This window comes from Pseudomonas sp. 05N36, from assembly GCF_056397385.1.
This window is the reverse complement of the sequence record NZ_JBFTNH010000026.1, coordinates 53,995-77,945: the sequence shown is the minus strand read 5'-3', so window position 1 is coordinate 77,945 and position 23,951 is coordinate 53,995. Positions and strand designations below refer to the sequence as shown.

The following is a 23,951-nucleotide window of genomic DNA, read 5'->3' as shown; positions in this document are numbered from 1 at the left end:
GGGTTGCAGCAACCCGCGTTTCACCGGTCTGGGTTTCGAGAGGAACACCAATGTGCACGTCAAATCTCCTGCTTGATCTTATTGCTTTCGATCATTCTTGGAAGGCCAGCGCACTGCGGAGGGTGCGACTGGGGCGGCCGATCAGCACGATCCCGCCAACTCAGGGCGGGGAGCGACATTTTGCGGGCGAACATAACGCCCTTCAGGGACCGATTATGGGAGGGAGCAGAAAATTAACTACACGCAACCCCGTGACAGAATGTCGCACTAATGCCCTTAAATCCTTTACAAGTCGCGGGCTGTAGGGGTGATGGTCGCATTCAAAGCATTTTGGCTCGTCAGTGCATTTGGGGATCAGCAAGCGCTTTTTGCTCGGTTCGTGCTGGATCAGAAATGGGCGGATGCGTTGTTCGAAAACCGACCGCTGCGTGTCGGTGACAAACACGTTGTCGTTCCCGGGAGTCCTTTCCCACAACTGCTACCGTAATGCCCACCGCCTATCAGCAGAGGCACTGACTCGGCTTTTTCCACTTTTAACCCTAGCCCTTGCGACCCTCCAGATAGAGACATCGCGGTGTCGTTTTTTGAATGTATGGAAAGGTCCAGTTAACTTGGGTGTGACTCTTGCAGGCAATTACAAATAGCCCACTCAGCTTTGTTTGATTGGGCAATAAAAAGAGCCTCCGCCTGAGGCCATTCACCCGCTTTGTGTGAGGAGATACCGCGATGACGACGTTCAACTCCGGGGCTAAGCCCCAGAACCATACGCCTCAGTCCATCGGTTTTTTACTGTTGGACAATTTCACGCTGATTTCTCTGGCTTCCGCCGTCGAACCCCTGCGTATGGCCAACCAATTGTCCGGTCGCGAGCTGTATCGCTGGACGACCCTAACCGCCGACGGCGGCCAGGTCTGGGCCAGCGACGGCTTGCAGATCACCCCTGACGCCGCCATGCACAAAGCCCCGACGCTGGACACTGTAATCGTCTGTGGTGGTATAGGCATTCAGCAGACGGTGACCCGCGCGCACGTATCATGGCTACAGAGTCAAGCGCGTCAGTCCAAACGCCTGGGCGCGGTGTGCACCGGCAGCTGGGCCCTCGCCGGTGCCGGTTTGCTCGACGGCTTCGATTGCAGCGTGCACTGGGAGTGTCTGGCGGCCATGCAGGAAGCTTTCCCGCGGGTGGTCATGAGCACGCGTCTGTTCACCCTCGACCGTAACCGTTTCACCAGCTCCGGTGGTACCGCGCCACTGGACATGATGCTGCATTTGATCAGCCGCGATCACGGCCGTGAGCTGTCGGCGGCGATCTCGGAAATGTTCGTCTATGAGCGTATCCGCAACGAGCAGGATCACCAGCGCGTGCCGCTCAAGCATATGCTCGGCACCAATCAGCCGAAGTTGCAGGAAATTGTCGCGCTGATGGACGCCAACCTAKAAGAGCCGATCGACCTCGGCGAACTGGCGGTGTACGTCTCCGTGTCGCGGCGTCAGCTGGAGCGGCTGTTCCAGAAATACCTGCACTGCTCGCCATCGCGCTACTACCTCAAGCTACGGCTGATCCGCGCCCGACAGTTGCTCAAGCAAACGCCAATGTCGATCATCGAAGTGGCCTCGGTGTGTGGCTTCGTGTCCACGCCACACTTCTCCAAGTGCTACCGCGAGTACTACGGTATTCCACCACGCGACGAGCGTGTAAGTTCCAACACCACGCAACAAGTGACGATGATGCCGATCCCGCAAGCGATGGTGCTGTCACAGTTGTCCAGACCGCTGTCGGCGCTCAGCCAGGCCCGTAACGAATCAACCTTTGCCAGCGTCCGGTTATAGATGTCGGGATTTAATCCCGCCAATGTCTGGAAACGGTGCCTAATCGTAATGACGAACTGACTTTGGTCGTACCTGTCGGCCATGCACTGGCCTCGCGCAAGTCAGTACGTTTCAAGGAAGTTTTGGTGCATGAGTTTGTCGGACCACACCTGGAGCGCGGTGCATAAGTTGCTGACCCGCGTTACCGGGTGCTTGAAGGCGCCTGCACTGCAATCCGGCGAGGGATGGTAGTGCCTAATAGTACGGAATTGCTCGCTGTTCATGAACAATGGTGCTAACTCAGCCTTTGCGCTTGTAACTATTTGCTCTTGCGACCTTCTATAATCAAAAATTGGTGGGGTTAATTTCTAAAAGTCATTGGAGCTCAATTTGACCTTGGCATGATGCTTGCCACGTCACTGCCAGTAGCCCGCCATTTGCTGGACAGGTAATAAAAAGAGCCTGCGTCTGGGGCCATAATCTGTCCTGTGTGAGGAGATACCTCAATGATGTCGCAAAACTCCGTGGCCCAACCCCAGAACCGCATCCCACAATCCATCGGCTTTCTGTTGCTGGACAATTTCACGCTGATTTCCCTGGCCTCGGCGGTCGAGCCGCTACGCATGGCCAACCAACTATCGGGTCGTGAGCTATATCGCTGGAGCACTCTCACCGCTGACGGCGGTCAGGTCTGGGCCAGTGACGGCCTGCAAATCACACCGGATGCGTCCATGCACAAAGCCCCGCCCATGGACACCGTGATTGTCTGCGGTGGCATCGGCATTCAACGCACCGTAACCCGTGAACACGTGTCGTGGCTGCAAAGCCAGGCCCGTCAGTCGCGCCGCCTTGGCGCCGTCTGCACCGGTAGCTGGGCCCTGGCCTGCGCCGGTCTGCTGGACGGTTTCGATTGCAGCGTGCACTGGGAATGTCTGGCGTCGATGCAGGAAGCTTTCCCGCGGGTGGCGATGAGCACTCGCTTGTTCACCCTGGACCGTAACCGCTTCACCAGCTCCGGCGGCACCGCGCCACTGGACATGATGCTGCACCTGATCAGCCGCGACCACGGCCGCGAACTGTCGGCGGCGATTTCGGAAATGTTCGTCTACGAGCGCATCCGTAACGAGCAGGATCACCAGCGCGTGCCGCTCAAGCACATGCTCGGCACCAATCAGCCGAAGTTGCAGGAAATTGTCGCGCTGATGGAAGCCAACCTTGAAGAGCCGATCGACCTCGATGAACTGGCGGTGTATGTCGCTGTTTCACGTCGTCAGCTGGAGCGGCTGTTCCAGAAATACCTGCACTGCTCACCATCGCGTTATTACCTGAAACTGCGTTTGGTGCGTGCGCGGCAGTTGCTCAAGCAAACACCCATGTCGATCATCGAAGTGGCGTCTATCTGTGGGTTCATATCCACGCCACACTTCTCCAAGTGCTACCGCGAATACTACGGCATTCCGCCACGCGACGAGCGCGTCGGCTCCAACACCGCGCAACAAGTGGCGTTGATTCCGTTGCCACAAGCCTTGGTGCTGTCACCATTGTCTAGAGCAATGTCGACGCTCAGCCAGGCCCGCAACGAATCAACCTTTGCCAGCGTCCGGGTATAGATTTATATCACGCAAAACTCTGGGGTATCGGTTAGTACCCCAGAGCTTCCCTTGCATGCCGCTTCAGTTGCCTTACATAAAACAGAATTGACTCACCGACTGGTGTTAGCGCGAACCCGCGCGCATTTCGTATGCGGCTGCTCGGAGAAGGGCAGGCGGGTGCAGCTGTGACCTTGTTCAGCTATTTCATGCCCGCGGTTTGTTCGACTTTCTGCTCGCCAGCTCCGGCGCCATTGCCTTACTTGTGTATCTGGTCATCGCATTTATCTGCGCCGCGCTGGTGGTTATGTTGGTGACTCCTGAACACCGTGCCGAAGTGACTTCTACTATCAGCCTGGCGCTGGTGATTTCCTTGATAGGCATTGTGCTGACGCGTCAGCATGAACAGCCTGAGAAGGTGGCTTCTGTGGGGTAAGGAGGGGAGGAGGTGGCTTCGTCTCTGCAAGCCACGTACACCCGCCCGCCGTTTGTGGGCGGGCGGTAACTGGAGGTGACAGAACTGACAGAAGAGCTGGATGCTGCTCGCAATTCTACCGAGAACAAACAAGCTGTCGTTGCCTCCCCGGCAGGAGGCAACGAACTCACCCAACGCTATGACTGACGTTTACGCTGTGCCAGCCAAAGCATCAGCAGGAGCAACCCGATGATCCCCACCGTGATAGCTCCCTGAGCCAACGCAGCCAGGTGCGACACCGATCCACCGGCCCGCAGCTCCTTGACCAGGGCGGCGCTGACCTTGACGTCCGCGTTGCCATAATGACCGGTCAGGTAGCTAGCCAGCGTCGCGACCTGCTGATCGTTGAGGATGTTGGCAAAGCCCTGCATCCTGATGTCCTGACCATCGCTGCCACGCTTGACGCCGTCCAGAATCACCATCACCAGATTGTTGGGGTTACTGCGCCCGACCGCAGTGTTGTGCAACAACGACGGCAAGCCGCCCTCGAAGCTGCCTTGCCCTTGAGCTTGGTGACACGTGCCGCAATGAGCATCGTACAGTTGGGCACCGCTCATCTTGTCGCCATCAGCCGGCAAGGCCACGCTACGGATGCTGGCCAGCTCGTCAGTCTTTTGCCCCAGGGCATACACCGGCTTGCTGTCTGCCGCAGTTTGTTGCGCAGGCACCRTTTTCAGGTAGACAGCAATGGCCTTCAGGTCGCTGTCGTTTAGGTGCTGCAGACTGTGGTCCACTGCTTCGGCCATTGGCCCGGCCGCCTGGGCTTTGCCTGGCGCTTCACCGGTTTTCAGGTAAGCGACCAGCTCGGTATTGTCCCAGCCCCCGATGCCACTGTTGATGTCCGAGGTGATATTCGGTGCATGCCAGGTACCGACATCACCGCCCGCCAGCTCTTTTGACGACACTTCAGCCATCATCAGGTTGCGGGGCGAATGGCATGTGCTGCAGTGGGTCAAACCTTGCGCCAGGTAGGCGCCTCGATTCCACTCGGCATCACGCGACGTATCCGGTATGAAGGCCTTATCGTCGAGAAACAGCAGGTTCCACGCAGCCATGGAGAAACGAATGTTGAACGGGAAGGGCAGAGCGGTCGGCTTGGCCGGGGTATCCACGGGTTTCACGGCGCTCATGAAGTAGGCATATATGGCCTTGATGTCTTCATCGCTCACTTTGGCATACGAGGTGTAAGGCATGGCCGGGTACAAGTGTTTGCCATCTGCGCGAATGCCTTTGCGCATCGCATCGCTGAACTGCTCCAGGGAGTAGTTGCCGATGCCCGCTGTTTTCGACGGGGTGATGTTGGTCGCGATGATTTCTCCAATCGGTGTGGGCAGCGCCAGGCCGCCAGCAAACGGCTTGCCACCGGGCACGCTGTGGCAGGCAACGCAGTCACCGACGGTCGACAGGTATTTACCACGTTGGATCTGCGCATCGTCCGCCGCGCTGGCATTCAGCGCAGCCAGCATCAAGGTAACCAGCGAAGTGTTTTTCCAGTTCATGGTTCAGCCCCGCCCTTGTTCGGTGGCAGACTCGGACGGCGAAGTTCGAGCAATGACCCGATTCGGCAGAATATGGTGCGCCGTGCGCAAAGTCAGCGCCGCGGCGGTCAGGGTCGAGTTCATGGTGGCGGCCGTCGGCATCACGCCGGTGCTGCAAATGAACAGGTTGTCGTGGTCATGGGTACGACCATAGCTGTCGCAGACCGAGGTTCGAGGGTCGTTACCCATGCTCATGGTGCCGGTGATGTGCTGGTTGTTGGCAAAATTGCCTTCGGCGCTATAACGCAGATTGGTCCCGCCCATCAGCTCTGCGATGCGGGCGAAGTCTTTGTGCGACTGCGCCGCGCCCTTGCGGGTGTAGTCGTCGATGGCGTAGTTGACCTTGGGCTTGGGCAGCCCCAGCTTGTCTTTCTGATCGCTCAGGCTGACGCGGTTCTCAGGGTTGGGCAACACTTCCAGCACATCCTTGAGGCTCATCTCAAATGCCGCGCGGTGACGTAGCTGCTTCTCGAATTCCGTGCCATACACCCCGGCTGCAATAAGCGCGTCCGTGGCTCCATTCACCCGGGAGATATTGGTGAAGTCCAGGCGATAAGGTGCGTGCTCCGAGCGGAAGGCGCCATCGCGCATGGTATTGATCGAGCTTGGACTTTGCGGCCCACGGCCCAGCCACAATTCTTCATCGGCATCGAAAGTAATGGACGTGCTCGGGTGGTCCATCAGGTTACGACCGACCATGCCGGAGCTGTTGGCCAGGCCATTGGGGTATTTGTCGCTGGCCGACATCAGCAACAGTTTCGGGCTTTCAATGCCGTTGGCAGCGAGGATGAAGGTTTTGCCGGTAACCCGGTGCGATTGCTTGTCCGGGTCATAGTAATGCACGGCGACGATATGCCCCTTGTCATCATGTTCAATGCGATAGACCACGGCGTTGATCTGCAGCTTGGCACCCGCGTCTATTGCGGTCTGAATGGCAATGCCGCCATGGTATTGCGCGTCGATCGGGCAGATAGGCTGACAACTGTTGTTGCCACAGCAGGCCGGACGACCATCGTATGGACGACTGTTGCGTCCAGTGGTGTTGCCCACCACGGCGTAAGTCGGCGCCAGGCGCTCGCGAATGCGCCGCATGGCGTAAGGTTCGGTCACCGGCTCCATCGGAAACGGCTTGCTGCGCGGCGAGCCGGTGTTGTCGGCCCCCGAAACGCCCCAGATCTCTTCCGCTTCCTGATAGAAAGGGTCGAGTTCTTCGTAAGTAATGGGCCAGTCGACGCCCACGTTGTAAAGGGTCTTGATCCGCATATCGCCCGGCACCACGCGCCAGGCTTGGGCCGCCCAGTGCCAGGTCGTGCCACCGACGCCACGGATGTATTCTGCCGGGTACGGATAAGGGCCGCCCTGGATCAGGTAGCCATTATCAACCGGCTTGTAGACCGGATGAGGTGCCCAGTCACTGCAGGTATAGGGCGACATCCAGTCACTCTTGCGCGTGGAGTTGCGGAAGGCTGCGACGATACGGCCTCGCTCGATAGGCCCGCCTGCTTCCAGAATCAGCACCGAAGCGCCTTGTTTGAGCAGATGGGTCGCGGCCATGGAGCCGCAAACCCCCGAACCGATGATGACGATGTCCGCGGACAATTGATCAGACATTTTTCACCTCGACGATTGGATGGCTTGCCCAGCTTCCGTAGGGACCGTAGGCGTAGGTAGGTGGCTTCAGGACATCGGCGACCATCACCGCGTTGAGCGCATGCTCGTAGGCCAGGCAACGGGCCTTGGCACCACTGCCGACCACGCCCATGAACCAGGCCATCGCGATCTTGCGTGGAACGATGGCCAGGGGCGACTTTTCATCATCCAGGGTGTTCTGCAGCTGCATCGGATCCACGTGACGCTCGTTGATCAGGGCAAGCAAGTCCTTCACGCCCTTGGCGAAGGCCGGGTCATCGGCCAGGAGGGCCTGATACAGGTTGTTTGCCAGGACTTTGTCCAGACTCTGGCGACCGGCAATAATCGCCGAGAGTGCCAGAAACGCGCCTTGTTCTGCGTTGTCGATCGGCTCAGCCAGTGCAAAAGGAATCAAGGAGGCGGTATAGGCGGTCAACAGGCCTTTTAACAGCATTCGCCGGGTCGTCTTCAGCAAGCTGGGGCTCTCTAATTCATTCAGTCTATTCATGGTGATTCCTGCAGTGCCGGATGAGCTGGGCGGTGCGTCCCTGCACCATCGTTTTATACCGGTAGACAAGTCAGAACACGGTGTTAATCGTCAAGCCTGCAACAGTTGCGTTATCGACTTCGTATACACCGCCCGGATGAGCGAGGTATTGAATGTTGGGGCGCACCATCAGCCATGGCGTCAACTGGAAGTCGTAGTGAATCTCGGCAACGTACTCGGCGTGCTGGACTGGTTGGAAGCGTGGATTGCTGTAGTCAACCAGATTGTTGGCCTGGTTCTGCAGTTCCTGGTTTTTCGTCAATGCCGGGTTGACGTGCATCTCACTGAGACCGAATGCGAGGGCATCCTTCGGGCGTGCATCGAATGGACCGGCATAAATGGCGCCCATTTGCGCCTGCCAATCGAGGGTGGAGCTTTTCTTGTCGTACTGCGCAAAGTGGGCGAAGAGGCTCAGGCCGCGCTTGGCATCCCCCCCCACGGTCGTAATCTGTTGGCGGGCGTAGGCGTACATGCCATAACGACCATCATGTTGATCGACAGGGGCGCCGGTGATCGCTTTGTCATTACCGTTGACGTCCTCCAACACGTCTTTGGCCGTGGCGCTGTTCCAATAGGTGCCCACCATGTATTTACCGGCCATCCCGGCATCCCCCAACCGCGGCGTCCAACCAACTTCCCCGAGATAAGTGTTGCCTGTCTGGCCCGAGGTATTGAGCTTGAAGCCGTTATTGCTATCGAGCAGGGTCGGGTTGTACTCGTAGACGCCTAACTGGGCATAGACCGTCGGGGTGACATTGACTTTGACCCGCCCGCCCCACTGGCTGACCGGAGAGTTGAACCAGACCGTTGCACCATGGCCAGCCAGACCGCCACACAAGGAGTTGTTCTGAAACACGCAGCCCGTCGAATCGAAGTCACTGCCAATCGGCAACCGACCTACTTTGATATCGAGCACATCGTCAAAGAACTTTTGCTGATACGCCAAGGTGCTGATACGCCAGGTTTGACCTCGCCCATAGTTCTCCTGAACCGAAGAACCGATGGTTCCAGTGCGAGGGTCGGTCAGTCTGTCATTGGTAATATCTCGCCCGCTGCGCTCGGTGATCAGGAGTTGCAAGCTGGCTTCATGCCAACCCAGGACCTTTTCAAGATCGATGGCGCCACCCAGGTTGAACTGATCGGTGTAGCGTGCAGTATGGTCATGATCATACCCACCATTGATATTGGCAGCGCTTTCCGACTGATAGCTGAACTGGAAGTCATAACCCTTGTCGAGCAATTCTGTTCGAAGGCCACCCCAGTCACCTGTCATCCATCGAGACGATGATGAAAACATCGGTTCATCCGACCAGGCGCTCATTGCCAAACCGCTCAGGACAAGTCCTGCGGTCAGGCTGGTAATAGTTGTTTTTCTCATACAGATGTTCTCCAACATATTCTTCTAGTGATGAGCTTCGTCCGCCTAGCGGTGGGAGGCCTTGCCGCAGAACACCTGGTAGCTTTTAGGTATAGCCCTATTCCGAAGAAGCCTGCTTCATTCGGGTATTGAAGGGGTGCAGGCTATGTATCGAGGTGCCTGCTGGCGGATATCCGTCGCTGTCCGGCTTCGCGCCGATTCTGTTGAACCGGTGCTTATGGGAGGTGTTCAATCGGGGACTCTTGATCTGATCAATTGAATGGCCATCATTTTTTCAATACCCTCATTAATGATCGCGTCGTTATCGTGCAGAACTTCCAGAGCGCCACGAATATTCGAAGCAACTATTGTAGACCCGCTTTCCTCAACCCATAGGGTTAACTCTTCCACGGCAGCACCGAGGGCATTTTGGTTTGCTATGATTTTTGAAAGTAGTGCTGATATCAAACGGATGGTATTCATGATTTACTTCAGGTGCGTTTGCGAATCCGGATGGGTACTAAACAAACTCTTTACAAACTCCAATTCGTGAGGTGTTAGAGCAGGATCATGATTAACGCCAAGCGGTACCGGCAACTCGCTTTGACGGCATGATTCCCATGCGCGCTTCCATACTTCCCACTCACGGTTCACGGATGGATTGGCATATCCGCCCTGAAACTTTTCAAGGCTGTCCGGCGCCTGGGTCGATTCGAATGTTTCACGCATTGGCGTTGTCACGCGGGCTCCACAGTATCCAGGGTGGTGATTTTTCAAGCATCCGGCCGGATGAAAGTTAGAGTGTTGCGGACTAGGCTATTAGTGAATAACTTAGAAGGTGTTTGCATGGCATACTGCTTTTAAGTCTGATCTTGCAAGGTGAATTTACTTGCAGAAGCCACCCTACAGATAAATCCGAATAAAAAATTCGAAGATCGATATTTCCACACTGACAGTGCACGCAGTTGTCTTTTTTCGAAGAATAGACAGGTAGCTTAGCAGGTCAGCACAAAGCGATTGCGGACCGAATGCGTAATTTTTCATTACCCAATGCGTAACAATAAATATTTTTATCAAGGCCTTTAAAAACAAGACTATTCATGACATTTAAAAGTTATTCTTTCGAGTGCTTGAAATGCTCTCTTGTTTAGGTTTGACAGGTGATTTCCTTTACCTTTCATCCCTATTTCAACAGATGAGTCGCCGGGCGTTTCTGCCCGATGATCAATGGAGACGGATCAGGGATTTGTTGCCCGGCAAGATCAGCTGGCGTGGCGGTATGTTGGGTAGCTCGAACGGGGATTATTGGCGTCATCTCCCAGGGGCCACCTGTTGACCTCCTACCCGCAATGGGTAGTGGCGAACACTTTGGGGTCGATTTCTGACACGTCTGGATGATCCCAGACCCCGACAATTCGATTGGTTCCTAATAACCTTGAAAACGGCGTGCGGAGATCAACGATGGCTATCAGTGTTTTTGACTTGTTCAAGATTGGAGTCGGCCCCTCCAGTTCTCATACCGTCGGCCCGATGCGTGCCGGGGCTCTGTTTGTCGAAGCCTTGTGCGCGCGGGAAATGCTGGCGCAGGTGCAGCGCGTCGAGGTGCGTTTGTATGGTTCGCTGTCGGCCACGGGTATTGGTCACGGCACCGATAAAGCAGTGATCATGGGGTTGATGGGGGAATGGCCAGACAAGGTCGACCCGTTACAGATCGAGCCAAGGATGATGGATTTGCGTGAAACGCAATGCCTGCTGCTGGCCGGTCAATACCCTGTGCCTTTTGTCTGGCAGCGGGACATGGTCCTGCTGGACGAGAACCTGCCTTACCATCCCAACGCCATGGCCTTGAGCGCGTTTGCCGATGATCATCTGCTGCTGTGCGAAACCTACTACTCCATTGGAGGTGGCTTTGTCATTGATCAGCAACAGGCGGCGAGTGGCCAACTCGATCAAGATCTGACCGAACTGCCCTATGACTTCAGCACAGCGGCACAGTTGTTGAGCCTGTGCAGTGCTCATGGGCTGCGCATTTCCCAGTTGATGCTGGAGAACGAACGGGCATGGCGCAGCGAAGCAGACATCCGCCAGGGGTTGGCGCAGATCTGGCAAGCCATGCGCACCTGCGTCGACAACGGGCTCAAGCACGAAGGTGTATTACCTGGTGGATTGAATGTGCAGCGCCGTGCGGCGCGCCTGCACCGCAGCCTGCTGGAAATCGGCAAGCCGAATGTCATCGGTTCGACCTTGAGCGCTATGGAATGGGTCAACTTGTTCGCCCTGGCGGTCAATGAAGAAAATGCCGCCGGCGGGCGCATGGTCACCGCCCCCACGAATGGAGCTGCGGGGATTATTCCGGCGGTATTGCAGTACTACATGAAGTTCTGCCCGGAGGCCAAGGACAGCGACGTGGTGGACTATCTTCTCGCCGCGGCGGCTGTAGGCATTCTGTGTAAACGCAATGCGTCGATCTCCGGGGCGGAGGTCGGTTGTCAGGGCGAGGTCGGTTCAGCCTGCGCGATGGCTGCTGCCGGCCTCGCGGAAATCCTGGGAGCCAGTCCAGAACAAGTGGAAAACGCAGCGGAAATCGGCCTGGAGCACAACCTCGGACTGACCTGCGACCCTGTCGGGGGATTGGTGCAGGTGCCATGTATCGAGCGAAACGCAATCGCAGCGGTGAAAGCAATCAATGCCGCGCAAATGGCCCTGCGCGGGGACGGTACGCATTTTATCTCTCTGGATCGGGTCATCCGCACCATGCGTGATACCGGCGCCGACATGCATGACAAATACAAAGAGACCTCCCGTGGCGGGTTGGCCGTCAGCTCCATCGAGTGTTGAGCCACCATCACCAACAGGAGAGTGGGAGATGCTGCAACCGACTGAATCTTGCCAGCAATCACTGGCGGCACTGCGTATTGGTTTCTGGTTGACGGATGCGTTCGATTTGTATGCCTTGGCCAATGCGCTGGAACCTTTGCGCCTGGCCAATCAGGTGGCTGGGCGTAGCATCTGCCAGTGGCAGATTCTCAGCCTGGAAGGCCAGCAACTGAGCGCCAGTAACGGAATGGCTTTCGCAACTGCACGACTGGATCAGGCACAGCCACTGGATGTGTTGATCCTCTGTGGTGGCGAGAACCTGCACACTCGAACGGATAATCCAGACCTTCGCCAGCAACTGCGCCACTGGGCCATGCAACCGATCGGGCTGGGGGCCTTTGGCAAGGCCGGCTGGCTGCTGGCGCAGATAGGCGCGCTGGACGGTATGCGCTGCAGCCTGCCGGAACCCGACCCATCGCTGTCCTTCGGCACCTTCAATAAGTTGACGCCAGTGGCTGCACCGTTCTGCGTTGACCGTCAACGTCTGACCTGCGTCGGCCCACAGGCCGTTCGAGGGCTGATGCATGAACTGCTGGCCCGAACCTACGGTCGTGGTCTGGTACTGCGCATGGAACAACACATAGCCCGACAGGCCAAGCCTCTGCAACCGATGAACAACACTCCGACAAAACTTCAGGCGACACTGGCATTGATGAACAATCACCTGACCCGCACATTGGGTATCGACGAACTGGCTGAGGCCATGGGCATTTCTCGTCGACACCTGGAGCGGTTGTTCAAACGTAATCTGGGGTGTTCGCCATCACGGCACTATCTGGACTTGCGCCTGCAACAGGCACGTCAGTTATTGCAGACCGGTAAACGGTCGATGGCGGGGGTCGCTCGCGAGTGCGGATTTGTCTCGCTGCAACATTTTTTCCGCTGTTATCGCCAGTACTTCGGCGCGCACCCGCGCGAACATGTGGAAGCGAGCTTGCTCGCGCTTGTCTGACCCGTTGCCAATGCCCCCGCCAAGCGGCTTTCACCGCGCTTGCCGGGGGCATTGTCGTTTTTGTCCGAGGCTGCTGAAAGCCACTTTTGAAAAGAGCGGATCTGACCAACTACAGGTCGGATTCGCGCAAAAAACCTCACGGTTCATCTGTTCGAATGATCTTCAGCGACCAGCCAGAGTGGCGCCATCTGTCGCTCAATCACTGACAAGGATAAATAACATGCAAATGCCGAAAACCATCCAGATCAAGAACGGCGAAAAAGTGACACCGACGTTCTCGGCTCAGGAATACGCCAATCGCCAGGCCAAATTGCGGGCTTATCTGGCGCAGAACGATATCGATGCGGCAGTTTTCACCTCCTATCACAACATCAACTACTACAGCGATTTCCTGTATTGCTCGTTCGGGCGTCAATACGCGCTGGTCGTGACCCAGGACAGTGCCGTGACCATCAGCGCCAACATTGATGGCGGCCAGCCTTGGCGCCGGACCATGGGCACTGAGAACATCGTCTACACCGACTGGCAGCGCGACAACTATTTCGTCGCAATCCAGCAAGCCTTGCCCAAGGCTGGTCGTATCGGCATTGAGTTCGACCATCTGAATGTGCTCAACCGCTACAAACTCGCCAGCCGTTACCCGCAGGCCGAACTGGTGGATATCGGTGCACCGTGCATGCGTATGCGCATGATCAAGTCTGCCGAAGAACACGCGATCATCCGCCACGGCGCCCGTGTGGCGGACATCGGAGGCGCGGCCATCATAGAGGCCTTGCGTGATCAGGTTCCTGAGTATGAAGTAGCCCTGCACGCCACTCAGGCGATGGTCCGCGAAATTGCCCGCACCTTCCCGGACTCCGAACTGATGGACACCTGGACCTGGTTCCAGTCCGGCATCAACACAGACGGCGCACATAACCCGGTGACCTCGCGAAAGGTCAACAAGGGCGACATCCTCAGCCTCAATTGCTTCCCGATGATCGCCGGTTACTACACCGCGCTGGAACGTACATTGTTCCTGGACCACTGTTCCGACGAGCATCTGCGTTTGTGGGAAGTTAACGTCAAAGTGCACGAGGCCGGTCTGAAACTGATCAAGCCGGGCATGCGCTGCTGCGACATCGCCCTGCAGTTGAACGAGATATTCCTCGAACACGATCTGCTGCAATACCGCACTTTCGGTTACGGTCACTCCTTCGGCACGCTGAGCCATTACTACGGTCGCGAAGCCGGGCTGGAACTGCGCGAAGACATCGACACCGTACTGGAACCAGGCATGGTGGTTTCCATTGAGCCGATGATCATGCTGCCTGAAGGCCTTCCGGGAGCGGGTGGCTATCGTGAACATGACATCCTGATCGTCAACGAACAGGGTGGCGAAAACATCACCAAATTCCCGTATGGCCCGGAACACAACATCATCAAAAAGTGAGATCAGACGCCGCACAGAGTACCTGTGCGGCGTTTCTCTTTGATGAGTGGCAAAGGTGTAGAAAAAAACCGTCCCGGCGATTGAATCCAACCGAAAAAAAACCAACGCATGCGTGCCGAGAACGCGCAGCATTTACTGACCCTTAACCCTGCCAAGTAAAACAATAGAGGGTATTTGTCATGTTATACGTCTCGATTCCGGCCACAGGCCCAAAGCATCGCCACCTCAATCCTGCTTCAGGCAGCGATCAAGCGCTGCCTCTTCATCTCGATAACAGCACTTCTACCACCGGAGGTGCCCAATGAGCGCCCAAAGCGCAAGTCTGACACCGCCCCTGGAACAGCAGCTTGAACAGATGTCCGAGCGCAAGGCATTGCGCAGTGCGGCCAGTGCCAGTTTCATGGGTAATTTTGTCGAGTGGTTCGACTATGCGGCCTATGGCTATCTGGCAACGATCATCGCGCTGACGTTTTTTCCGCAAACGGATAAGGCGACAGGCTTGCTGGCGACTTTCGCGGTGTTCGCGCTGTCGTTTATCGTCCGTCCGATAGGGGGATTGGTCTGGGGTCACTTCGGTGACAAATATGGGCGGCGCAGTGCGTTGTCCTGGTCGATTCTGATCATGTCCGTCTCAACCTTCTTTATCGGCGTTCTCCCCACTTACAATCATATCGGTCTGTGGGCGCCGGCCTTGCTGTTGCTGATCCGCCTGGTTCAAGGGTTTTCCGCTTCCGGCGAGTATGCCGGGGCATCGGCCTTTCTCGCCGAATATGCGCCTGAGGGTAAACGCGGTTTGTACACCAGTATCGTCCCGGCGAGTACGGCGGCCGGTTTGTTGTTTGGCGCGGTGTTTGTGGCCGGTCTGCATTCATGGATGGGTGTCGAGGATCTGCACAGCTGGGGGTGGCGCTTACCCTTTTTGTTAGCGGCACCATTCGGACTGGTGGGGCGCTATATCCGCATGAGATTACAAGACACGCCCAAGTTCCTGGAGATGGAAAAGCGCCTTGAAGCCAAGGAGTGCAAGTCCCATGCTCCTGTTCGCGAATTACTCACCGTACACCGGCGCAGCGTGATGATCGGGATTGGTGTGACCTGCCTGAATGCGGTGGCGTTCTACCTGTTGCTCAGTTACATGCCAACCTACCTGTCCACTGAAATGGGCATGAGCGAGAGTGATTCGTTCATGGCCTCGACAGTTTCGCTGGCGACCTATATCGGGCTGATTTTTCTGATGGGCAAACTGTCGGACCGGTTCGGGCGCAAGACCATGTTGGTGACTGCTTCGTTACTGTTTTTGGCGCTGACGTTTCCGCTGTTTGGCATGCTCAACAACCAGCCACTGATCGTGGTGTTGATGATCCAGATTGCCTTCGGCGCAATCCTGGCGATGAACGACGGCACCTTGCCGTGCTTCCTCGCCGAGATATTCCCGACCCGTGTGCGCTTCAGTGGTTTTGCCTTCAGCTTCAATATTGCCAATGCAGTGTTCGGCGGCACCGCACCATTTATCGCGACCTGGCTGATTCAACTGACCGGCAACAAAATGGCCCCGGCCTGGTATCTGCTGGCGGCAGCGGCGGTGGCGTTGATTGCCATGCTGGCGAGCCGGGAAACGGCGCATAAAGCCTTGCAGGACTGACCCGCAACATCGCAATACCGTAGAAAGCCGGGTTACTGGCGATGGCGACCTCATGGACGCCATTGCCGGCAAGCCGGCTCCTGCGAATTAGTGCAAGGAGGCCACTTGCTTGCGCTCGCCGATGGGCGACACCCCGAAGAAGCGGCTGTAGCATTTGGAGAAATGCGCAGGTGAAACAAAGCCGCAGGCGAGGGCGATATCGCGTACTTGCGACTCGCTACGTAGCAGTAATTGCCGCGCCCGTGAAAGGCGCAATTCCAAGTAGTACTGACTTGGCGTGCGTTGCAGGTGCTTGTGAAACAGGCGTTCCAGCTGCCGCACCGACACCTCGTTCAACCGCGCGAGCTCCTCAAGGCCCACCGGTTCCTCTAGATTGGCTTCCATGATCGCCACCATCTGACTGAGCTTGGGCTGGGACGTGCCCAGTTTTTGCCGCAATGGCACACGCTGTTGCTCCTGCGCGCCACGTACCCGATCACACAGGAGCAACTCGGCCGCATGAGCCGCGATGTCCCGACCACCGGGTTCGCGGGCAATCAATTGCAGCGTCATGTCCATGGACGCCACGCCACCGGAACAGGTGTAGCGATCGCGATCGAGCTCGAACAGCTGGTTCGAAATGATGATCCCTGGAAAACGTTCCTTCAGCGCCTCGATGTCTTCCCAGTGAATCGTGCAGCGATAGCCCTTGAGCAAATCGGCGCGTGCCAACAAGTGGCTCCCCGTGCAAATCCCGCCGAGTGACACCTGATCATGCGCCAGCTTGCGTAGCCAATTGAGCAACGGTCGGCTGCTGTGATTGGAGACGATCGGGTTTGATCCGACAACGAACAGAATGTCGAGTTTGGGTGCATCGGTGATGGAGTAGTCGGGCAGGATACGCATGCCGTTGCTGGCAGTGACCGGCTCCAGGCTGGCTGCGATGATCACCGTGCGGAACATCGGTTGGCGAGCCGCCATATTGGCCATGCGCAGGGTTTCCACGGCGGAGGCGAAGCCGATGGTGGTGAAGTTAGGGATGACCAGAAAGCCCACGGTTTTAACCGGCCGTTGTTCACTGGCCGAACGTCTCGCAGCGGGGGGCGCCGTCTGGAGTTTCGCCATTAATACTACTCCTCAACTGCATAAGGGACGCGCGCTGCGGCAAGCTGCCGACATGGGCAACATCCTCTCGTTTTTATGATTTTTAACCCTGGTTTCAGGTTTCTGGATCTTACACCGAGTGTCCGATCAATAGACCAAAACGAGATGAATTTGCACGCAAAATATGAGTGGGACTGGATCGGGCTCCATGGCCGAAGGGGAGTGTACAAAACCAAGGGAGAGAGGCCGGAGGGAGAAAGAAAAAAAACGGCCAGCTCGTGGGGGAGAGCGGGCCGCAAAGAGGTGAGCGAGGATGAACGTTCGTATACGGCGTTATGTGGATATCGAGTCAGGCGTTTTCTGTTTGAGCCATATCAACGTTTTGCAATGTCGTTTTCTTGGAGTTGAAGATTGCGCCAATGCAAACGATGGACAGTGTGAGCGCACCCGTAGCAATCACTTCCATACGGTGCTCTGGCAAAATCAGCATGACAATCAGGATGCTCAGGATGCAGAAAATAACCAGGTAGCTGAGCCAAGGGTAAAACCACATTTTGAATGCGATCGGCTGTCCCGAAGCATTCATTTTTTTGCGAAGTACCAGTTGAGAAACAGCAATGGCCAGGTAGACCAGCAGCGCAACAGCTCCAGAGCTGGCCAGGAGGAAGGAGAACACTTCGTTGGGCGCAAAATAATTGAGTGCCGTGGTCAGGAAACCAACCGCTGTGCTGGCCAGCACCGCAATATAGGGCACCCCGGAAGACGAGGTCTTCTGAAGTACTTGAGGGCCATCCCCGCGCTTGCTCAGAGAGTAGACCATGCGTGACGCCGTATAGATGGCTGAGTTAAGGCAGCTGGCTACAGCAATCAGCACGACGATATCTACAATCATTTTCGCGTGTGGAATATTCATCAACTCAAGTGCTCTCTGATAAGAGCCGACTTCCATAAGCATGGGGTCGTTCCAAGGGACGATGGAGATGATGAGGAACACCGATACGATATAGAAAATCCCCATTCGCCAGACGACGGAGTTTGTCGCGCGGGTTATCTGTCTGGAGGGGTTCTGAGATTCAGCAGCGGCAATGGTGACGATTTCTGTGCCCATGAAGCTGAACACTGTAGTCAGCATCGCACCGATAACGGCAGTCATGCCATGGGGCATGAAACCACCAAACTCGTGGCTCAATTGAACGACACCGCTGACCGTCGTATCCGGCAATGCACCTGCCAGGGCCAGTGCGCCAAGCGCGATAAACCCCAACACAGCGATGACTTTGAGCATGGCGAACCAGAATTCAAACTCCCCGTAACGGGCGACGCTGAATAGATTGGTCAATGTCAGCAGGCCGGTGACCGTTATCGCAAACTCCCAGGTTTGAATGGCGGGAAACCAGGCGTGCAGGATGGCGGCAGCGGCAATGGCTTCAATGGGAATGACCAGCACCCAGAACCACCAATAGAGCCAGCCGATGGTGAAGCCAGCGCTCCGTCCCATCGCCCGCTCGGCGTAGGTAGAAAATGATCCTGTATCCGGCGATGCAACCGCCATCTCTCCCAGCATGCGCATGACCAGCACCACCAGGGTGCCGGAAAAAATGTACGCCAGGATAGCGGCAGGCCCTGCCGCGGCGATGGCGTGTCCTGAACCGATGAACAGGCCGGCGCCAATGGCGCCGGCAATGGACAGCATGGTGACGTGACGCTGCTTGAGGCCTGGGGCCAGGTTTGAGCTGCTGGACATGAGACTTACCCTTTTTATTCTATTTGGGGAGGGGAAAGCGTTAACCGTGGGCGTTTGTTCCGGCACGTCCGTGTGTTCTTCAAGTCTCCAATTCAAACGCTTCCCGTACCGCGGCGCTGATGCCCGAGACACAGACTTCAAGAATCAGTTCGCCTTTCTCGCGACTGGATCCTTTAGGCGAGGACAGCGTTCCGCAGGCTGGCGTGCGCTCCGGGATGATGGGGAAGATGTCATATGGCGCAAAAGTGGCGGGAGGGTGGTCAACCGCACGACTCAGATCGACCTTGTCGGGGTGAAGGGCCAACATCAAGGACGTTTCGAAAATACCGCCATGCTCGATATCCCAACCGAGGAATCCGTCGGGGTATAGCTTTTCAATGACGGCGGGATCGTTGACGAAGTCCCAGTAAGACAGCACGACAACTTTGAAGTCACTGATGCCGCCGTAGCGAAGTTCTCGCAAGGCCAGATCAATGCCCTCGACGATGAACATCGAGTTTTCGTAGTGACCGTTCATCATCACCAGTTTGCGTGCGCCATGGCGTGCAAGCTCTCTGATGATGTCCTGCACGGTCCTGGTCAGCGTGGCGCCATCAAGGCTGGTCGTTCCAGGAAAGTGGTTGCCGCCGCCTGATTTCTGCTGGGACTTGTAGCCATAGGCCAGGGCAGGCAAAACCAGGCCGCTGACATTTTGCGCTACCGCCTTGCAGAGGGCGGTAGGCAGTAGCACATCGACCTCCATACACATGTGATGACCATGCTGCTCCAGGGCACCAACCGGCAGAAAGACAGGGCAGCCGGTAGCAACCTTCTCTGCATACTCCGGCCAGGTGAGTTCTCCAATAACGACACTGTTGTTCATCTACACACCCTTAGAAAGTGATTGACCGCTTGGTGATTTTTAAACAGTGGCTGGGGGCGTTTGCCCGTTGTCCGAGCAACCCGTTGGATTGCAGGAATCGAAGGGGCTGTGCAGAGCAATTCGATCAGATAGGGAGGGCATGGATTTGTCTAAATCCGACCCATAAATGACAAAACCACCTCTAATTTGGCATTTATGGCTAGGCAATAAGGTACGCAGATGCCGCTTTTGAGCAAGAACGGCGATAAGTCGGATCTGACAAAGTCCAGGTCGGGCGCGCACAAAAATGGGTGGTAGCGAACTGCTGCAATGCATCGGGCCAGGCAATGAAGCGTTGTTTGGCAGCGATAACAGGCCGCAGACAAGAGCACCTTCCATCCCCCGGGAGAGACAATAATGAAAAATCGCATCGATCTTTCGCGCCGTACATTCCTCAAGACCAGCAGTATCCTGGCAGGTACCGCAGCGCTTTGTGGTGTGCTGCCCTTGAGAAGTTTTGCCGCAGCGGAAAAAGAGTTGGTCATCCTCGCATGGGCAGGACACGCAGAGCCGGACATCGTCGCCAATTTCGAGCGCATGTACGGGGTCAAGGTCCGGGCCAAGTACTACACCGGTGGGGACAACATGCTGGGGCTGATCTCGCAATCGCCACCCGGCACCTTCGATCTGATCCTGTCTGACGCCGAATATGTTCAACAACTCAATGCCGCCGAATACATCGAACAGCTCGACCCCGCTGACTACCCCTTCGATGACTTCTACCCCGAGTTCCAGCATTTCCCCGGCCACTGGCAGGGGGGAAAGCTCTATTCGGTCCTGATTCGGTTTGGCTTTCTCGGCATCGCCTACAACACCCAACTTGTTCCCGAAGCCAAAGTGCGCAGCTACGACGTGTTCTGGGACAAAAGCCTCAAAGGCAAAGTTGGACACTTCGACTGGCACTTGCCGAACCTTGGGCAGATCAGTTTGATGAATGGCAATGCGCGTCCCTATGACATCGATACCGCGCACTGGCAGGTGGTCCAGCAGAAGATGATGAGCCTGCGCCCGCAGATCGGCGGCTTCTTCGATTACGGCGGAACCTTTTCTTCGCTGAAGAACGGTCAGATCCATGCGATGTGCGGTATCGGCGACTGGATCACCGGCGTCTTGCAGCGCGCCGGCGCACCGGTAAAAACCGTTCTGCCGGAGGAGGGTGGGTTGCAATGGACGGAGTCTTACTGCATCGCCAGAAAAGCTCACAGCCCGGAGCTGGCAAAGAAGTTCATCCAGTACATCACCTCACCAGAAGGCCAGGTCAAGTCGGCGAAGATGGCCGCCTATCCAGCCCTCATCCCCAACAAGCGAGGCTGGGACCTGCTGAACCGGACCGATCCTGTCGAAGCGAAGCGTCAAGGCATGGTGCTTGGTCAGCGCAACGTCATGGATGACATCCGTGATGGTCGCATCAAGTACCGCGAGCTCCCGATCCAGCAAAACCTGGAGGAGTGGAACGACTTCTGGTCGCAATACAAGGGTGCTTGACGGGACGCGTGGAGGTGGTCGCAATGATTTCAGACAATTTGAAGACTTCGCCGCCGGTGTGTGCCGGCAACGCTGCTGCTGAGACGCCGACGCGGCAGCGCGGCAACAAGAAGAGATTCCGCATGCCCTGGTACGGCCTCAGCTTCTCGATGCCTATCCTGATCTGGCAGTTGATCTTCTTCATATTCCCACTGGCGTTCCTGATGGCGATCAGTTTCTGGGTCGTGCGTAACTTCCGGATGGTGCCGACGTTCGAGTGGGTGAACTGGAGCTACATGCTTAGCCGCGGGTTCTTCTGGGACGCCTATGTCCACACCCTCGCAATGGCCGCGGGGGCAACGGTGCTGGTCAGCATGATGGCTTTCCCTTGTGCCTATGCGATCGCCTTCAAGTTCCGCGAGTCGGCTAAGCAGTTGCTAGTGCTGCTGCTAATCACACCGTTCTTCACCAGCTACCTGGTGCGTACCTATTCATGGCAGGTGTTCCTCAGCGATAACGGCATTGTCAACGCCGCGCTAGGCCAGATCGGGCTGCAGCCGTTGCCCATGCTCAACACCGCGTTCGGCACCTATGTCGGCTACTTCACGCTATGCCTGCCGCTGGTGGTGTTGCTGCAACTGTTCAGCCTGATGTACATCGACCGCTCGCTTATCGAGGCGGCGCACAACCTCGGCTGCGGACGGATGAAGACGGTCGTCCAGGTGGTGGTGCCGTCCGCGCGGATCGGCATCGTCGTCGCGGCGTTGTTCTGCTTCATCCTGACGTTCGGCGACTTTGTCAGTCCGCTCTACCTGGGCGGTGGCCAGCCGCCGACCTTGAGCACGCTGATCACCGATACCACCAAGTCCGGCCAGCAATGGCCACGCGCGGCGGTGATCGCAACGATGATGATCGTGACGCTACTGATCGCGGCCTTCGGTGCAGTCCGCTTCGCTTACCGGAGGCGCGCATGAACGAGCATCGCCTGGTTAACGTCTTGCTGCGCAGCTTTGTCGTATTGGTGTTCATCTTCATCTTTACGCCAATTGCCGGCAGCTTCGTGTTCTCATTCAACATCGACCGTTTTCCATCCTTGCCGCTGGGCGGCTTCAGCCTGCACTGGTACGAGATGATCGCCGCCGACCCGGCGGTTTGGCAGGCCTTCAGGAACAGTCTCGAGGTGGGTGTGGTGGTGTCGCTGGTATCGACCCTGCTCGGCTTCACTGCAGCCTATACAGACTTGCGCTACCAGTTCTTCGGCAAGTCGATATACATGGCGCTCGCGCTGCTGCCGCCCACCATTCCGGTGGTGATCATGGGGCTGGCAATGCTGGCTTTCCTGTCGCGGGTCGGGCTTTCCGGCGAGATATACGCCGTAATGATCAGTCATATCGTGATGTGTGCGCCGTTCGCGATGGCGGTGATCCGGATGCGCCTGGCGCAGATGGATCCGAGCATTGAGGCTGCAGCGTGGAACCTCGGCGCCAGTCAATGGAAGGGCATGCGCTATGTGATCCTGCCGTTCGCGGCGCCCAGCATTTTCGCCGCGCTGTTTGTGACCATGGCCGTTTCCTTCGACGAGTTCGCTGTCGCCTGGTTCGTGTCGGGGCTCAACGAAACGGTGCCGGTGCGCATCCTCAATACCTTGCAAGGGCAGGTGAGCCCGACCATCAATGCGATCGGGACGATCGTCTTCATTACGACCATGACCCTGGTGATCCTCGCACAGCTGCTGCTGATGCGGCGCAAGAAGCCGGCGAGCGCCTGAGGCGCCCCTGACAACCACCTGAACCCGAAGGAATTCAACCATGACTCAACCACTGGTGGTATTTGATAATGTGGTCAAGCATTTCGGCAGCTATCAGGCCGTCGAGCGTATGAACCTGGAAATTTACAAAGGCGAGTTCGTCGCGATCATGGGTTCGAGCGGCTGCGGCAAGACCACAACGCTACGCATGCTGGCTGGCCTCGACAAGCCGAGCGAAGGCGAAATTCGCCTGAACGGCGAGCGGATTAATGACCTCTATTCCTGGGAGCGGGAGACGCCTCTGGTCTGGCAAAACCTGGCGCTGTTTCCGTTCCTCAACGTGCTCGAGAACGTTGAGTTCGGTCTGCGGATGCGAGGCATGGCCAAGGCCGAGCGGCGCAAGAAGGCGCTGCATTGGCTTGAGCGGCTTGGGTTGGAGGAATTCGCCACGCGCGATATCAGCCTGCTCTCTGGTGGCCAGCGCCAACGTGTGGCGCTGGCACGTTCGTTGGTCACTGAACCGCCGATCCTGCTACTCGACGAGCCGCTGAGCGCGCTCGATGCTCATCTGAGCGTACGAATGCAGGGCGTGCTGACCGGGCTGCAAAAAGACCTTGGTATCACCTTTGTCTACGTCACCCATAGTCAATCCGAAGCTTTTGCGATGGCCGATCGCGTTGTGATCATGAGTCGGGGGCGGGTTGAACAGATTGGATCGCCGCAGGCGGTTTTCATCGAACCGCACAACCGCTTTGTCGCCGAGTTTGTTGGCGGCAAGAACATCCTTTGCGGCACTGTCGCCGGCTTCGATGATGGAGGGTTGGTCCGTATCGATTCGGAGCACGGCGAGTTCCAGGCGCGGCTGCCGGAGGGTAAGTCGGTTGTCCCCGCAGAGCGAGTCACTGTCTGCGTGAGTGCCGAGCATATCGACCTGACCGCGCAGCCTGCCCGGCGCAACCGGCTGGTTTGCACCGTGGTCGGTGAAGAGTTCATTGGTTCGATGGTAAACATCTACCTCGAAACCAGCAGTGGGCTCGAGCTGCAGGTGCAGAAACCGCATGCCGATTACAACCTGCTTGGCGTGCACTGCGGCCAAAAAATCTTCGCTGAGTGGGACGGTGCGTATGCGCTGATTCTACGCGGCGACTGAATATCGGGGCCGTCC

The 23,951-nt window shown here is 56.9% G+C and carries 19 protein-coding genes and 1 pseudogene; 11 read left to right on the top strand and 9 right to left on the bottom strand.

Features of this window, described 5'->3' with window-relative positions; translation table 11 throughout:
* The first annotated feature begins 726 nt into the window (after window positions 1-726).
* The 3 genes and pseudogenes from gbdR (AC1DIH_RS25670) to AC1DIH_RS25660 form a co-directional block, all read left to right on the top strand.
* Complete coding sequence (gbdR, locus tag AC1DIH_RS25670; protein WP_477773757.1) at window positions 727-1,830, top strand: choline metabolism transcriptional regulator GbdR; 1,104 nt, start codon at window positions 727-729, stop codon at window positions 1,828-1,830.
* A 485-nt stretch (window positions 1,831-2,315) separates the two neighbouring features.
* A complete protein-coding gene (gene gbdR / locus AC1DIH_RS25665; RefSeq protein ID WP_477773756.1) occupies window positions 2,316-3,419 on the top strand; it encodes a choline metabolism transcriptional regulator GbdR in 1,104 nt (367 codons plus the stop codon).
* Between the two features lie 95 nt (window positions 3,420-3,514).
* Window positions 3,515-3,834: pseudogene (locus AC1DIH_RS25660) on the top strand (GABA permease); the annotation flags it as partial.
* A 176-nt stretch (window positions 3,835-4,010) separates the two neighbouring features.
* Here the strand turns inward: AC1DIH_RS25660 and AC1DIH_RS25655 are convergent.
* From AC1DIH_RS25655 to AC1DIH_RS25630, 6 genes are all read right to left on the bottom strand, one after another.
* Window positions 4,011-5,372, bottom strand: coding sequence for a c-type cytochrome (locus tag AC1DIH_RS25655; protein WP_477773755.1), 1,362 nt, complete (start codon window positions 5,370-5,372; stop codon window positions 4,011-4,013).
* Window positions 5,373-5,375: 3 nt separating this feature from the next.
* Entirely contained in the window at window positions 5,376-7,022 is a 1,647-nt protein-coding gene (locus AC1DIH_RS25650) for a GMC family oxidoreductase (protein ID WP_477773754.1), read from the bottom strand.
* Window positions 7,015-7,548, bottom strand: coding sequence for a sugar dehydrogenase complex small subunit (locus AC1DIH_RS25645; protein ID WP_477773753.1), 534 nt, complete (start codon window positions 7,546-7,548; stop codon window positions 7,015-7,017). The genes AC1DIH_RS25650 and AC1DIH_RS25645 overlap by 8 nt, the downstream gene beginning before the upstream one ends.
* A gap of 70 nt (window positions 7,549-7,618) precedes the next feature.
* On the bottom strand, window positions 7,619-8,983 hold the full coding sequence (locus AC1DIH_RS25640; protein ID WP_477773752.1) for a carbohydrate porin: 1,365 nt from the start codon (window positions 8,981-8,983) through the stop codon (window positions 7,619-7,621).
* A 210-nt stretch (window positions 8,984-9,193) separates the two neighbouring features.
* Complete coding sequence (locus tag AC1DIH_RS25635; protein ID WP_477773751.1) at window positions 9,194-9,427, bottom strand: hypothetical protein; 234 nt, start codon at window positions 9,425-9,427, stop codon at window positions 9,194-9,196.
* A gap of 3 nt (window positions 9,428-9,430) precedes the next feature.
* Window positions 9,431-9,685, bottom strand: a complete 255-nt coding sequence (locus AC1DIH_RS25630; protein ID WP_427534537.1) for a hypothetical protein — start codon at window positions 9,683-9,685, stop codon at window positions 9,431-9,433.
* Between the two features lie 720 nt (window positions 9,686-10,405).
* Between AC1DIH_RS25630 and AC1DIH_RS25625 the strand changes: the two genes are divergently transcribed.
* The 4 genes from AC1DIH_RS25625 (at window position 10,406) to AC1DIH_RS25610 (ending at window position 15,847) form a co-directional block, all read left to right on the top strand.
* The gene (locus tag AC1DIH_RS25625) at window positions 10,406-11,782 is read left to right on the top strand and encodes an L-serine ammonia-lyase (RefSeq protein WP_477773750.1); all 1,377 of its coding nucleotides are present in this window, start codon (window positions 10,406-10,408) and stop codon (window positions 11,780-11,782) included.
* A 28-nt stretch (window positions 11,783-11,810) separates the two neighbouring features.
* Complete coding sequence (locus tag AC1DIH_RS25620) at window positions 11,811-12,773, top strand: GlxA family transcriptional regulator (RefSeq protein ID WP_477773749.1); 963 nt, start codon at window positions 11,811-11,813, stop codon at window positions 12,771-12,773.
* A gap of 220 nt (window positions 12,774-12,993) precedes the next feature.
* Complete coding sequence (locus AC1DIH_RS25615) at window positions 12,994-14,205, top strand: M24 family metallopeptidase (protein ID WP_427533172.1); 1,212 nt, start codon at window positions 12,994-12,996, stop codon at window positions 14,203-14,205.
* A gap of 301 nt (window positions 14,206-14,506) precedes the next feature.
* Window positions 14,507-15,847 (top strand): MFS transporter, encoded by a 1,341-nt coding sequence (locus AC1DIH_RS25610; RefSeq protein ID WP_477773748.1) that lies wholly within the window; start codon window positions 14,507-14,509, stop codon window positions 15,845-15,847.
* 87 nt (window positions 15,848-15,934) lie between these two features.
* On the opposite strand, the gene AC1DIH_RS25605 is transcribed toward AC1DIH_RS25610, so the two are convergent.
* From AC1DIH_RS25605 to AC1DIH_RS25595, 3 genes are all read right to left on the bottom strand, one after another.
* Window positions 15,935-16,951: a GlxA family transcriptional regulator gene (locus AC1DIH_RS25605; protein ID WP_477773747.1), complete on the bottom strand. Its 1,017-nt coding sequence runs from the start codon at window positions 16,949-16,951 to the stop codon at window positions 15,935-15,937.
* A gap of 328 nt (window positions 16,952-17,279) precedes the next feature.
* A complete protein-coding gene (gabP, locus tag AC1DIH_RS25600) occupies window positions 17,280-18,674 on the bottom strand; it encodes a GABA permease (protein WP_477773746.1) in 1,395 nt (464 codons plus the stop codon).
* 79 nt (window positions 18,675-18,753) lie between these two features.
* The gene (locus AC1DIH_RS25595) at window positions 18,754-19,536 is read right to left on the bottom strand and encodes a creatininase (protein ID WP_477773745.1); all 783 of its coding nucleotides are present in this window, start codon (window positions 19,534-19,536) and stop codon (window positions 18,754-18,756) included.
* Between the two features lie 396 nt (window positions 19,537-19,932).
* Here AC1DIH_RS25595 and AC1DIH_RS25590 point away from each other — a divergent pair, with 396 nt between their 5' ends.
* The 4 genes from AC1DIH_RS25590 to AC1DIH_RS25575 are packed head-to-tail and all read left to right on the top strand — an operon-like array spanning window position 19,933 to window position 23,936.
* Window positions 19,933-21,060: an extracellular solute-binding protein gene (locus AC1DIH_RS25590; protein ID WP_477773744.1), complete on the top strand. Its 1,128-nt coding sequence runs from the start codon at window positions 19,933-19,935 to the stop codon at window positions 21,058-21,060.
* Window positions 21,061-21,083: 23 nt separating this feature from the next.
* Window positions 21,084-22,013 (top strand): ABC transporter permease, encoded by a 930-nt coding sequence (locus AC1DIH_RS25585; protein WP_477773743.1) that lies wholly within the window; start codon window positions 21,084-21,086, stop codon window positions 22,011-22,013.
* Window positions 22,010-22,807 (top strand): ABC transporter permease, encoded by a 798-nt coding sequence (locus tag AC1DIH_RS25580; protein ID WP_477773742.1) that lies wholly within the window; start codon window positions 22,010-22,012, stop codon window positions 22,805-22,807. Before AC1DIH_RS25585 ends, AC1DIH_RS25580 begins: the two co-directional genes overlap by 4 nt.
* A gap of 40 nt (window positions 22,808-22,847) precedes the next feature.
* Window positions 22,848-23,936, top strand: coding sequence for an ABC transporter ATP-binding protein (locus AC1DIH_RS25575; protein ID WP_019690420.1), 1,089 nt, complete (start codon window positions 22,848-22,850; stop codon window positions 23,934-23,936).
* Window positions 23,937-23,951 lie beyond the last annotated feature (15 nt).